Raw genomic sequence first — 12,531 nt, 5'->3', positions numbered from 1 at the left:
TCAGCCCTTCGTGGCTCCGGCGGCGAGTCCGCCGATGATGTGCTTCTGCATGAGGACGAAGAAGACCAGCGCGGGTGCGATCGCGAGCAGCAGCGTCGGGAACACCTGGGTGTAGTCGGTGGAGAACTCGCCGACCGCGGCGTACACGCCGGTCGTGACCGTGTAGATCCCCGATCCGGGGCCCAGGATGATCTGCGGGCTCACGAAGTCGTTCCACACGCCGATGGAGTTCAGCACCACGATGGTGGCGACGACCGGCCTCATGATCGGGAAGATGCAGGTCCAGAAGGCACGGATCCGGCCGGCTCCGTCGAGTGCCGCCGCCTCATCGATGTCGCGCGGCACCGACCGCAGGTAGGCGGAGAACAGGAAGATCGTCACGGGCAGGGTGGCCGCCGTCTCGAACAGGATGAACCCGGGGATCGTGTTGATGAGCCCGAGCACGCGCAGCACGAACACCACAGGGATCAGGGTGACCTGTCCGGGGATGAACAACCCGGAGACGAAGAGCAGCAGCAGGCCCATGTGCCATTTCGAGCGCCCGCGAGCGATCACGTAGGCGACCGGCGCCGACAGCAGGATGCAGAACACGTTGACGAGCACGACGAAGAGCAGCGTCACGCCGTAGGCGGCGATCACGTTGAACTTGCTGCTCGTGATGGCGGCCCAGAGGAACTCCGGCGTGAAGCTCTGCGGCGTGATCAGCAGCGGATTCTCGATGATCTCCTTCTGCGGCTTGAAGGCGTTGATCACCATCGTGTACAGCGGCACGATCATGACGACCGCGACGATCGTCAGCACGATCCACCGGGCGAGACGAGCGAAGAGCGGCGCCCGCGTGCGGCCTGCGGCGTGGCGCGTGCGCCGGGGGGTGCGCGGCGGTCGCACGGCGGGATTGAGGCTGGTGGCGGTGCTCATCAGTCGTCCACGACCTTCTGCTCGGCACGGCGGCGGACCAGGGTCACGGCCAGGCCCACCGCCGCCGTGACGATGAGCAGGACGACGGACTGCGCAGCTCCCAGCCCGAGGGCGGAGCGTGCGAACGAGTCCTTGAGGATCTGGTAGACGATGGTCTGCGTGGAGCCCGCGGGCCCTCCGTCGGTGAGCGCCAGCACGGCGTCGTAGGCCTTCAGCAGCCCGACCAGGGTGAGCACCAGGTTGACGGTGAACACGGGAGCGATCAGGGGGAACGTGATGCTCCGGAACTGCTCCCCGCGGCTCGCGCCGTCGACGGTCGCGGCTTCGTAGTACTCGGCCGGCACCGACTTGATGCCGGCGAGGAAGAGGATCATGTTGAAGCCGAAATGCGACCACACGATCGTGAGGATGACACTCGCTTTCGCGAACGTCGGGTCGGTGAGGAAGGGCAGCGGGCCGAGGCCGACCGCGTCGAGGATCCCGTTCACGGCGCCGTGCGGGGCCAGCATCGCCGACCACAGGAAGCCGATGATCAGCCCGCTGATCACATACGGATAGAAGAACACGGTGCGCAGGATCGCGTTGGCGCGACCGGATCCGGAGATCAGGGCGGCGATCGCGAGTCCGACTCCGTTGCACAGGATGGTGCCGGTGATCGCGATGACGCCCGTGAACACCGCCGCCTGGATCGAGCGCGGGTTGCGGAAAGCGTGCACGTAATTGTCCCAGCCGATGAACGTGAAGCGCAGGCTGTACCCGTTCCAGTTGGTGAAGCTCAGCACGCAGGCGAGGATCATCGGGATGACGAACATGGCGATGAACACCGCCACCGCCGGAGCACTCATCAGGAAGCCGGGGAGGGCGCGCCGGAGGCGCCGTGCAGCGCTCACCGGCCGGCGCGCGGGGGCGGCCATGAGGCTCGGCGTCCGGCCCATGGGTGTCCTCTCCTGTGCGGTGGCCCGGGGGCGGGCGGTGGTCGTCCCGCCCCCGTTCGAACGTGTCATCGTCACGATCTCGTCGCTTCCCGACGTCAGTTCGCGTTCGCGGCGAACCAGTCGTCCATGCTCTTGAGCACATCTGCGGCGGAGGTCCCTCCGAGCAGCGCCTGGGTCTGGGTGTTGATCTCACCGGAGTACCCGGCGGGCATGGTGCGCTCGCCGTAGCCGCCGCCGGTGGGCGTGTAGGACGCGGCCTTCGTGTCGGAGACGATCTTCTGCAGCTCCTCGCCGAGCGGGGTCATCTCGTACTCGTAGCCGTCGCGGAAGTTGCCGTCGACCTTGAGCTGCGAAGTGACCGCCGTCTTGTCGGTGGTGAGGTACTCGATCAGCTTGGCCGCCGCATCCTGGTTCTTGCTCGAGTTCAGGATCGAGTAGGGGCTCGCGATGTTCGCCCCCATCGCCGGAGTCTCGGAGCTCTTCTCCGCCGGAGCGCGGAACACGCCGATGTCGGCCGAATCGGTCGCCTTGGCCTGGGTGCCGACGAACCAGCTGCCCATCGTGTAGATCGCGCTCTTGCCGCTGAGGAACGCCTGCTCGGCATCGGGGTACTTGATGCCCAGGGCGTCCTTCGGGATGTAGCCCTTCGAGACCCAGTCCGCGTAGGTCTCGACCGCGGGGCCGTACGCCTTGGTGAACGTGGTCTTCCCGGTGGAGATGTCCTGGTAGAACTTCGGATCCTTCGACACGATGGTGGGCAGTCCCAGGACCTGGAGCGTGTGGCTGGTCATCCAGTCGCCACCCGTCTGGACGGGCACGTCCCAGCCGGCGGCCTTGATCTTGCCCAGGTCGTCGGTGAGCTGGTCGACGGTCTTCGGCGGGGTGGTGATCCCCGCGTCGCTGAACGCCTTCTTGTTGTAGAAGACGAGGCTCTGCAGCTGGAAGCCGATGCCGGCCATGTAGTTCTTGCCGTCGATCGAGTACTGATCGGCGAGCGGGCCCTTCTTGGCCCAGGCGTACTTCGACAGGTCCACGAGCTCGGGGGCGAGCTCGGCCGTGGGGGCGAGCGACTGCACGACATCGGGGGCGTCGCCCGAGGCGAGCAGGCGGGGGACGGCGGCGGCGACGCCTTCGGCACCGGGGTTCTGGATGACGACGTCGATGTTCGGGTTCTTCTTCTCGAACGGCTTGACGAGCGAGTTCCAGTACTCCTCGGTGAGGTTCGGGGTGACGTTCACGAGCACGTGCAGCGTCACCTTCTCGGTGCCGGAGGCGTCGGAGCTCGCGGGGGCGGCGGCGCCGCTGCAACCGGCGAGCGCGACGGCGGCGATCGCGGCGATGCCGGTGACGGGGATGAGGCGGCCCTTGATCATCGTTGATCCTTCCTGATGCGGGTGGGGGGCATCCGCGACATTACACTAATCGATAATCGTTTGTGAAGGGATCCGCAGAATCCAGTAAGCGTTTTCCCGACAGTGCGCGCCGACCACCTCCGCCCAGCCTTCCACTCGTCCGCTCGAGCGCGAGCCACAGGGCGTGCTCGGGGAGGAGGCTCGATGGCGAGGGTGCGTCAGCTCTCGGCGCGGCGCGCGCGGTAGGCGGCGACGGCGTTGCGGTTCGCGCAGGCCGTGGAGCAGTAGCGCTTGGAGCGGTTGCGGGAGAGGTCGAGCGCGAGCGCCTCGCACGTGTCGTCGGCGCAGATCGAGATGCGCGATCCCTCCTCGGCCCGGATCACGTCGATCAGGGCCATCGCGGTCTCCACGATCACGCGCTCGGGGAGCGGATGGTCGTCGGCGACCGCATGCAGGTGCCAGTCCACATCGCCGTGGCGGGCCAGTCGTGGCGCGAGGGAGACGCCGGCGAGGGCGGCGTTGACGGCCGCCGCCATGTCGTCGCGCGGGGCGAGCAGCATCGTGCGCAGCTGCGGGCGGATCTCCCGCAGCCCTGCGAGCTCGGCGTCGTCGCGGTCGATCCGTCCGGTGTATCCGAATTCGCCGAGGAAGGTCGCCTCGTCACTGAGCGAGGTGAGCGTGTCGGGATCCTCGGCCGAGTTCACGAGCCACACGGCGGCCCGTAGGGTCTCCTCGGTGTCATCGGTGAAGATCATGTTGACAGCTTACATCTCGGACGAGTAGCGTCACATGTCATGAGCACAGTGGCGAATGACACGCGCGCCGCGGGAGTGCGCTCCGGGCTGATCTTCGCGCTCGGCGCGGCCTTGTCCTTCGGGATGAGCGGCGCGTGGGCGCGCGGCCTCATGGATGCGGGCTGGAGTCCCGGTGCGGCCGTCACCGTCCGGATGTGGGTCGCCGCACTCGTGCTGCTCGTGCCGACGCTGCTGGCCCTGCGTGGCCGCTGGGGCATGGTGCGCAAGAACGCCGGCATGATCCTCGTCTACGGGCTGCTCGCGGTCACGGCGGCGCAGCTGTGCTTCTTCCAGGCGGTGGCCGTGATGGACGTCGGCCTCGCGCTGCTCATCGAGTACACCGCGCCGATCGCGGTGGTGCTCTGGCTCTGGCTCCGGCGAGGGGAGCGCCCGGGCGCCAAGGGCATGGTCGGCGCCGTCGTCGCATTCGTCGGACTCGTGCTCATGCTGGAGATCTTCACCGGATCCCGGATCGACCCCGTGGGGATCCTGTGGGCGCTCGGGGCGATGGTGGGCGCGGCGACCTACTTCCTGCTCTCGGGGCGCGGCGACACCGGCCTGCCGCCGATCGCGCTCGCCGGGCTCGGCCTGCTGATCGGCGCGATCGGGCTGAGCGTCGCCGGCGCGACCGGGATTCTGCCGATGGCCTGGAACACCCACGATGTCACCTACCGGTTCGGCACGCTGCCGTGGTTCGTACCGGTGCTCGCGGTCGGTGTGATCGCCACGGCCCTCGCCTACGTGCTCGGCATCGTCTCGACACGGCGGCTGGGATCCCGCTTCGCATCGTTCGTCGCCCTCTCCGAGGTGATCGCCGCGCTGCTGTTCGGCTGGCTGTTCCTCGGTCAGCTGCCCGATCTGCTGCAGGCGTTCGGGGGCGCGCTCGTGCTCGTCGGCGTGGTGCTGGTCAAGCTCGGCGAGCCCGTCGTCGACGAGGTGGATCCGGATGCGGTTCGGGAGCCTGTCGCGTCGCTGAACTGACGCTCAATGTATACGAAATAAGCCTTCTTTCTCGAGACTTCGCCGTCAAGCGGTGTTTGTGCATACACTGAGTGCATGACCATCGTCGCGGAGGGGATGCGCGCGGGCGAGTTCGCCTACCGTGCGCTGCTCGAGGAGATCCAGTCCGGATCCCTCGCCGCCGGCACCGTGCTCGCCGAGGTGGAGCAGGCCGAGCGCCTCGGGGTGAGCCGCACGCCGCTGCGTGAGGCGCTGCGCCGGCTGACCGCGGACGGACTCGTCGAGCAGCTCTCGCCGCGCGTCACCGTGGTCGCCGCGATCGACGCGGACGACATCCGCGACCTGTTCGCGCTGCGCCGGGCGCTCGAGGAGAGCACCGCGCGCGCCGCCGCAGCCGCCGCCGACCGCGCCGAGTTCACCGGCCTGGCCGAGCGCTTCGCCCAGGCCGCCGAAGCGCTCGGCGACGACGAGGGGCGCGCGCGGTACTACGCGCTCATCGCCCGCTTCGACGAGGCGCTCGACGCCGCCGTCGGCAACGACTACCTCACCGCGGCGCTGCGCACCGTGCGCACCCACCTCGTGCGCGTGCGCCGGATGGCCCGGGACAAACCCGCCCGCCTCGCCGCCAGTGCGGGCGAGCACCGCCTGATCGCCGAGGCGATCGGATCCGGGGACGGCGACCTCGCCGCGCACGCCACCCACGTCCACCTGCACAACGCGCTCGCGAGCATCCTCGACTCGCTCACCGGCGCGGAAGACCACCGCGTTTCGTCTCAGCGGTTCGATTCGCCTTCGGCTCACTCAACGAACGCCGGCTCCGCCGGTGCCCGCTCAACGACCCCATCCGGAAAGAAGGCCAGAGCATGACCGTCACCCACCACCTCCGTGTGCACCGCAGCGACGAGCAGCTCGCCCGCGAGGGGCAGCTCGCCTGGCGCATCGCGGAGATCGCCGCCGATGAGGTCGAGGTCGACGCCGACGTCGTCGACATGATCATCAACCGCGTCATCGACAACGCGTCCGTCGCCGCCGCCTCGCTCACCCGGGCCCCCGTCAGCGCCGCCCGTCAGCAGGCGCTGGACCACCCCGTCTCGGTGAACGGATCCGGATCCACCGTGTTCGGCTGCGCGCTCGAGCGCCGCACCAGCCCCGAGTGGGCGGCGTGGGCGAACGGCGTCGCCGTGCGCGAGCTCGACTACCACGACACCTTCCTCGCCGCCGAGTACTCGCACCCCGGCGACAACATCCCGCCGATCCTCGCCGTCGCACAGCACGTGGGCTCCGACGGTCGCGCGCTCGTCCGCGGCATCGCGACCGGGTACGAGATCCAGGTCGACCTCGTGAAGGCGATCAGCCTGCACGCGCACAAGATCGACCACGTCGCGCACCTCGGTCCCTCGGCCGCCGCCGGCATCGGAACACTGCTCGGCCTCGACGTGGAGACGATCTACCAGGCGGTCGGCCAGGCGCTGCACACCACGACCGCCACGCGGCAGAGCCGCAAGGGTGAGATCTCCACGTGGAAGGCGCACGCCCCCGCCTTCGCCGGCAAGATGGCAGTCGAAGCCGTCGACAGGGCGATGCGCGGCGAGACCTCGCCGAGCCCGATCTACGAGGGCGAGGACGGCGTGATCGCCTGGATGCTCGACGGTCCCGACGCGTCCTACGACGTGCCGCTGCCCGTGGCCGGCGAGTCCAAGCGCGCGATCCTCGACACCTACACGAAGGAGCACTCCGCCGAGTACCAGGCGCAGGCCTGGATCGATCTGGCGCGCAAGCTGCACAACGAGCGGCCCGAGCTGGCGGATCCGGCCAACATCGATTCGATCGTGATCCACACCAGCCACCACACGCACTACGTGATCGGATCCGGGGCGAACGATCCGCAGAAGTACGACCCGCACGCCTCCCGCGAGACGCTGGACCACTCGATCCCGTACATCTTCGCGGTCGCCCTGCAGGACGGCACCTGGCACCACGTCGACTCCTACGCGCCCGAGCGCGCGCAGCGCGAGGACACCGTGGCCCTGTGGCACAAGATCACCACGGCCGAGGACCCGGAGTGGACCCGGCGCTACCACTCGATCGACCCGGCCGAGAAGGCGTTCGGCGGCCGAGTGGAGATCCGCCTGACGAACGGCGAGACGGTGACCGACGAGATCGCGGTCGCGGATGCGCATCCGCTGGGCGCGCGGCCGTTCGCCCGCGAGGACTACATCCGCAAGTTCCGGATCCTCGCTGAGCCGGTGCTCGAGCCCGCCGAGATCGAGCGCTTCCTGGAGCTGGTGCAGCGCCTGCCCGAACTCACCGCGGACGAGGTCGCGGCACTGTCGATCATCGCCGCCCCCGGCGTGCTCGCCACGGCACCGGCGCCCAAGGGCCTGTTCTGATGCTGTACTCCACCACGCCGGCCGCGGAGAAGCGGCGGATCCTGCGCGAGCGGCTCGCCGCGGGGGAGCTGCTGCGCTTCCCCGGCGCGTTCAATCCGCTGAGCGCCCGGCTCATCGAGCGCAAGGGCTTCGACGGGGTGTACATCTCTGGCGCGGTGCTCTCGGCCGATCTGGGCCTGCCCGACATCGGCCTCACCACCCTCACCGAGGTGGCGGGGCGAGGGCAGCAGATCGCCCGGATGACCGAGTTGCCCGCCATCATCGACGCCGACACCGGATTCGGTGAGCCGATGAACGTGGCCCGCACGATCCAGACGCTCGAGGACGCGGGCCTGGCCGGCACGCACATCGAGGACCAGATCAACCCCAAGCGTTGCGGGCACCTGGACGGCAAGGCCGTGGTCGACGAGTCGACCGCGACCAAGCGCATCCGCGCCGCCGTCGACGCGCGGCGGGATCCGAACTTCCTCATCATGGCGCGCACCGACATCCGCGCCGTGGAGGGCATGGACGCCGCCGTCGACCGGGCCAAAGCCCTCGTCGACGCGGGGGCGGACGCGATCTTCCCCGAGGCGATGCGCACCCTCGCCGAGTTCGAGCGGATGGCCTCCGAACTCGACGTGCCGATCCTGGCGAACATGACCGAGTTCGGCAAGAGCGAGCTGTTCAGCTCGTCCCAGCTGAAGGACGCCGGCGTGAGCATCGTCATCTGGCCGGTCTCGATGCTGCGGATCGCGATGGGGGCGACCGGGCGCGCGCTGGATACTCTGAACGAGGAGGGGCATCTGACCTCGAAGCTCGGCGAGATGCAGCACCGGGCGGATCTGTACGACCTCATCGACTACGAGTCCTACAACCACTTCGACACGAACGTCTTCAACTTCACGATCGACAAGGAACTCGGTCTCTGAGCCCGTCTCGGCGACCGCGCACGAAGGAGTGACATGAGCGACCCCGACATCAAGAAGGGCCTCGCGGGCGTCGTCGTCGACACGACGGCGATCTCGAAGGTCAACCCGGAGACCAACAGCCTGCTCTACCGCGGGTACCCCGTGCAGGAGCTCGCGGCGACCCAGCCGTTCGAGGCGGTCGCCTACCTGCTCTGGAACGGCGAGCTGCCGACGCCCGAGCAGCTGGCCGCGTTCGAGGCGCAGGAGAGGGCGTTCCGTCCGCTGGATCCGCGCACTCTCGCCCTGCTCGACCTGATCCCGCTCGACGCGCACCCGATGGACGTCGTGCGGACGGCGGTCAGCCAGCTGGGCACGTTCGATCCGAGCCTGAACCGCCCCGGCGGCTGGACCGATCGCGAGCTCGACCTCGGCCGCTCCGTTTATCTGCTCGCCCAGATCCCGACGATCGTCGCCGCCGTGCAGCGCCGCCGCTGGGGTCTCGCGCCGATCGATCCGCGGCCCGACCTCGACTACTCGACGAACTTCCTCTGGATGACGTTCGGGGTGCTCCCGTCCGATGCGGCCGTGGACGTGTTCCGGATCTCGATGGTGCTCTACGCCGAGCACTCCTTCAACGCCTCGACCTTCACCGCGCGTGTGATCGCCTCGACCACGGCGGACCTGTACTCCGCGGTCGTCGGTGCGATCGGGGCGCTCAAGGGCCCGCTGCACGGCGGCGCGAACGAGGCCGTGATGCACATCTTCGAGGAGATCGGATCCGCCGACCGGGTCGTGCCGTGGCTCGACGACGCGCTGGCGAACAAGCGCAAGATCATGGGCTTCGGCCACCGGGTCTACAAGAGCGGTGATTCTCGCGTGCCGACCATGAAGGCGGCACTCGACCGGCTCATCGCCGACACCGGCCGCACGGATCTGGCCGAGCTGTACAAGACGCTCGAGGCCGAGTTCGTCGCGCGCAAGGGCATCTACCCGAACCTCGACTATCCGTCGGGGCCGGCGTACCACCTTCTCGGCTTCGAGACCGAGATCTTCACGCCGCTGTTCATCGCGGCGCGCATCACGGGCTGGACGGCGCACATCATGGAGCAGGCCGCGTCGAATGCGCTGATCCGTCCGCTGTCCGCCTACGACGGCGTGCCGGAGAGGCACATCGAGGCCTGATCCCGATTTCAAAGAGCGCAAATGGCGCCTTTCTGGCCGCAGATGCAGCCATTTGCGCTCTTTGAAACAGGTGGCGACGTCTCAGCGGGCCAGCCAGTGCCGGAGGCTGCGCGTCACGAACGGCAGCACCCAGTAGGTCATGATCGGCGTCAGCACGATCGTGGTCGCGAGCACGCGCAGCCAGATCGGCAGGCCGTTCCAGCCGGGCACGGGGCTCATCAGGTACGTGAACACCAGGTTCACCGGGAAGAATCCGAGCCAGATCGACACGGCCTGCTTCCAACGCGGCGGCGACGGCGCCACCATCACGGTGGTCGTGCCGGTCGAGGTCGGCAGCGAGATCGTCTCGGTCGACGGCTCGTCGAACCAGCCCTCGATCCCGGTGCGCCGCCGGGTGCGCTCGCTGCGCACGAAGCCCTCGCCCATCGACAGCCACCAGGCGCGTTCGCTCGAGGCCTCCCACGCGTCGAGGGCCGCCTCGTCGGCGAAGCGGTAGAGCATGTGCCAGTGGTGCGAGTCCTCCCCGTCGCGCACCCAGCCGGATCCGAGGAAGCCGGGATGGCCGCTGGCGAGATTCACCCCGGTCTGCACCCAGGCGGTGGCTTCGGCGATGCGGGCGGGGTCGACCTCGCGGCGGATCGAGACGGTGATGGGCGCGGATGACGGCGTACCGGACACATGGTGGGTCCTTCGGGGGAGTGCGTGCTTGTGGCGTCCCCGAGTGTACGCATCCCGTGTTTCCCGGATGTTGCGGATGTCGGCCGCCCCGGTGCGTCGGTCCGTCGGCAGCGCCCGGCTCAGGAGGGCACGGTGCGCTCGAGCGCCGCACGGGCGCGGCGCAGCACGTCGTCCGTCGCGCCGTGCTGCTCCAGCAGCGTGAGCCCCGCGCCGACCACGGGCCGGGCGTCGACCACGGTCGGAACGGCCGAGGGCAGCGCCGAGGCGAGCCCCTGCACGACGCCGTCCAGCAGCAGCGGCTGGCGCGCCGCGAGTACTCCGCCGCCGAGTACTACGGGGATCGGATCCTGCTCGAGCCCTAGCCGCCGGGCGGCGCTCGCAGCCATCGCGACGATCTCCTCGGCCTGGCGCTGCACCAGCGCGCGCGACACGACGTCGCCGCCGCCGGCGGCCGCGAACACCACGGGTACGAGCTCGGCCAGCCGCTCCTCCGGAAGGCGGCCGAAGTGCACGTCTTCGATGAGGGCGGTGAGATCGGTGCGCCCGAGCCGCTCGGGAAGCGCTGTGGTCAACGCGGTCTCCGGTCCCCGTCCGTCGAGCGCCCGCGCGGCCAGGCGCAGCGCCTCGGCGCCGATGTCCGACCCGCCGCCCCAGTCGCCGGACACGGCCCCCCAGGCGAGGAAGCGGGCCGTCGTCCCGTCGGCGCGCACGCCGATCGCATTGAGCCCAGTGCCGCAGACGACGGCGACCGCGTCGGTCGCGAGCGTGCCCGTGCGCAGCAGCGCGAACATGTCGTTCTCCACGTGCGCCTCGGCGCCGTCCTCGCCGAGAAACCACGGCAGCGAACGGATCCGCGCGCGGAAGGCCGCGAACTCGTCCTCGTGATCGAGGCCGGAGAGGAACACGCCGACCCTCAGCAGCGGCCCCTCTCCGGCCTCGGCGTGCACCCTCCGGACCGCCTCGTCCACGACCGAGGCCGATTCCCCCTCCCGTCCGGGGTGCACATCGGACGCGCCCAGACGCACATGGGCCACGACCGCACCCGTCCCATCGAGGGCGACGGCGTCGGTCTTGGTGCCGCCGCCGTCGACGGCGACGACGATCCCTCCGGGGCGCGTCGCCGGGTGGCCCTGTCCGGTCCGCACCGCCGTGCCGCTCACCGCGCCCACGCGAGGTGATCCCGGTTGTGGTCGATCAGCAGGTCGGCGAGCTTCTCCGCGCGATCCCACTGGCCGACGAGCGGGTGGGCGAGCAGCGCGCGTTCGACGAGCTGTCGCCCGCGGTCGGCGGATCCGGTGTGCCGGGCCGCGTCGAGCGCGAGCCGTTCGTAGCCCGCGACGTGGCCGATCAGGCCCTGCACGTCGGCCGGCAGCGGAGCGACGGGCACCGCGACGGGGCCGGCGGCGCCGATCGTGGCCGATACCTCGATGACGTGGTCATCGGGAAGGAAGGGCAGCGTGCCGTCGTTGCGCAGGTTCGCGACCTGCACGTCTCGGCGATCGCTGAGCAGCGAGGCGATGAGGTCGACCGCCGCCTCTGAATAGAACGCGCCCCCGCGCTCGGCGAGGATCGCCGGCTTCTGGTCGACGGCCGGATCCGCGTACAGCCGGAGCAGTTCCCGCTCGACCTCCATCACCTTCTCGGCGCGCGGCGGTTCGTGCCGCTGCTCCTCGAGGACGCGGTCGTGGGCGTAGAAGTACCGCAGGTAGTACGAGGGCACCATCGCGAGGTTCTGCAGCAGCGGGGCGGGCAGCTCCACCTCGTCCGCGAGCTCGGACAGGCGCTCGTCCAGCATCGTCGGCAGCACGTCGGATCCGTCGAGCAGCACCCCGCGCTCCCAGGTGAGGTGATTCAGGCCGACGTGCTCCAGGCGGATCCGGTCCGGATCCGCGCCGAGCATCCGGGCGAAGCGGCGCTGGAATCCGATCGCCACATTGCACAGGCCGATCGCGCGATGCCCCTCCTCGAGCAGTGCGCGCGTCACGATCCCGACCGGGTTCGTGAAGTCGACGATCCAGGCGTCGGGCTTCGCATGCCGGCGCACGGCCTCGGCGACCTCGAGCACGACCGGAACGGTACGCAGTGCCTTGGCGAGTCCGCCCGGGCCCGTGGTCTCCTGCCCGATGCAGCAGGCCTCGTGCGGCCAGGTCTCGTCGCCGAGCCGGGCGGCCTGGCCTCCGATCCGCAGTTGGATCAGCACCACGTCGGCATCCGCGACGCCCGCGACGAGATCGGCGGTCGCCCTGATCCGACCGGGGTGCCCGGCGCGCGCGAACATGCGCCGCGAGACGCCGGCGACCAGTTCCCGGCGGTGGTCGTCCGGATCCACGAGCCAGAGCTCGTCGATCGGCAGCAGGTCGTGCAGCCGGGAGAAGCCATCCGTGAGCTCGGGGGTGTAGGTGGAGCCGCCTCCGATGACGGTGAGTTTCATG

Annotated in this window: 12 protein-coding genes; 5 read left to right on the top strand and 7 right to left on the bottom strand. The window is 69.6% G+C overall.

Features of this window, described 5'->3' with window-relative positions; genetic code table 11:
• The 4 genes from ACFWCK_RS12770 to ACFWCK_RS12755 all read right to left on the bottom strand — a co-directional run bounded on the left by ACFWCK_RS12770 (window position 1) and on the right by ACFWCK_RS12755 (window position 3,960).
• Window positions 1-918 (bottom strand): carbohydrate ABC transporter permease, encoded by a 918-nt coding sequence (locus ACFWCK_RS12770; protein WP_233311283.1) that lies wholly within the window; start codon window positions 916-918, stop codon window positions 1-3.
• Window positions 918-1,853, bottom strand: coding sequence for a carbohydrate ABC transporter permease (locus ACFWCK_RS12765; RefSeq protein ID WP_378806193.1), 936 nt, complete (start codon window positions 1,851-1,853; stop codon window positions 918-920). The genes ACFWCK_RS12770 and ACFWCK_RS12765 overlap by 1 nt, the downstream gene beginning before the upstream one ends.
• Before the next feature lie 95 nt (window positions 1,854-1,948).
• Window positions 1,949-3,226, bottom strand: coding sequence for an ABC transporter substrate-binding protein (locus ACFWCK_RS12760; protein WP_233311281.1), 1,278 nt, complete (start codon window positions 3,224-3,226; stop codon window positions 1,949-1,951).
• A 197-nt stretch (window positions 3,227-3,423) separates the two neighbouring features.
• Window positions 3,424-3,960, bottom strand: coding sequence for a CGNR zinc finger domain-containing protein (locus ACFWCK_RS12755; RefSeq protein ID WP_233311280.1), 537 nt, complete (start codon window positions 3,958-3,960; stop codon window positions 3,424-3,426).
• 39 nt (window positions 3,961-3,999) lie between these two features.
• Here ACFWCK_RS12755 and ACFWCK_RS12750 point away from each other — a divergent pair, with 39 nt between their 5' ends.
• The 5 genes from ACFWCK_RS12750 (at window position 4,000) to ACFWCK_RS12730 (ending at window position 9,421) form a co-directional block, all read left to right on the top strand.
• Entirely contained in the window at window positions 4,000-4,980 is a 981-nt protein-coding gene (locus tag ACFWCK_RS12750; protein ID WP_378806192.1) for a DMT family transporter, read from the top strand.
• A 96-nt stretch (window positions 4,981-5,076) separates the two neighbouring features.
• On the top strand, window positions 5,077-5,826 hold the full coding sequence (locus tag ACFWCK_RS12745) for a GntR family transcriptional regulator (protein WP_378806748.1): 750 nt from the start codon (window positions 5,077-5,079) through the stop codon (window positions 5,824-5,826).
• Window positions 5,823-7,349 (top strand): MmgE/PrpD family protein, encoded by a 1,527-nt coding sequence (locus tag ACFWCK_RS12740; RefSeq protein WP_378806190.1) that lies wholly within the window; start codon window positions 5,823-5,825, stop codon window positions 7,347-7,349. The genes ACFWCK_RS12745 and ACFWCK_RS12740 overlap by 4 nt, the downstream gene beginning before the upstream one ends.
• A complete protein-coding gene (gene prpB / locus ACFWCK_RS12735) occupies window positions 7,349-8,260 on the top strand; it encodes a methylisocitrate lyase (protein ID WP_233311277.1) in 912 nt (303 codons plus the stop codon). Before ACFWCK_RS12740 ends, prpB begins: the two co-directional genes overlap by 1 nt.
• A gap of 33 nt (window positions 8,261-8,293) precedes the next feature.
• Complete coding sequence (locus ACFWCK_RS12730; RefSeq protein ID WP_233311276.1) at window positions 8,294-9,421, top strand: bifunctional 2-methylcitrate synthase/citrate synthase; 1,128 nt, start codon at window positions 8,294-8,296, stop codon at window positions 9,419-9,421.
• Window positions 9,422-9,502: 81 nt separating this feature from the next.
• Here ACFWCK_RS12730 and ACFWCK_RS12725 read toward each other — a convergent pair whose 3' ends face one another.
• The 3 genes from ACFWCK_RS12725 to ACFWCK_RS12715 all read right to left on the bottom strand — a co-directional run bounded on the left by ACFWCK_RS12725 (window position 9,503) and on the right by ACFWCK_RS12715 (window position 12,530).
• Window positions 9,503-10,099, bottom strand: coding sequence for an antibiotic biosynthesis monooxygenase (locus tag ACFWCK_RS12725; protein WP_378806189.1), 597 nt, complete (start codon window positions 10,097-10,099; stop codon window positions 9,503-9,505).
• 119 nt (window positions 10,100-10,218) lie between these two features.
• The gene (locus ACFWCK_RS12720) at window positions 10,219-11,268 is read right to left on the bottom strand and encodes an N-acetylglucosamine kinase (RefSeq protein ID WP_378806188.1); all 1,050 of its coding nucleotides are present in this window, start codon (window positions 11,266-11,268) and stop codon (window positions 10,219-10,221) included.
• Window positions 11,256-12,530, bottom strand: coding sequence for a 6-phospho-beta-glucosidase (locus tag ACFWCK_RS12715; RefSeq protein WP_378806186.1), 1,275 nt, complete (start codon window positions 12,528-12,530; stop codon window positions 11,256-11,258). Before ACFWCK_RS12715 ends, ACFWCK_RS12720 begins: the two co-directional genes overlap by 13 nt.
• Window position 12,531 lies beyond the last annotated feature (1 nt).

Source organism: Microbacterium sp. NPDC060117, assembly GCF_042729315.1.
Taxonomy (GTDB): Bacteria; Actinomycetota; Actinomycetes; order Actinomycetales; family Microbacteriaceae; genus Microbacterium.
The sequence above is the reverse complement of the archived record's forward strand: the minus strand, read 5'-3'. Positions and strand labels throughout refer to the sequence as shown.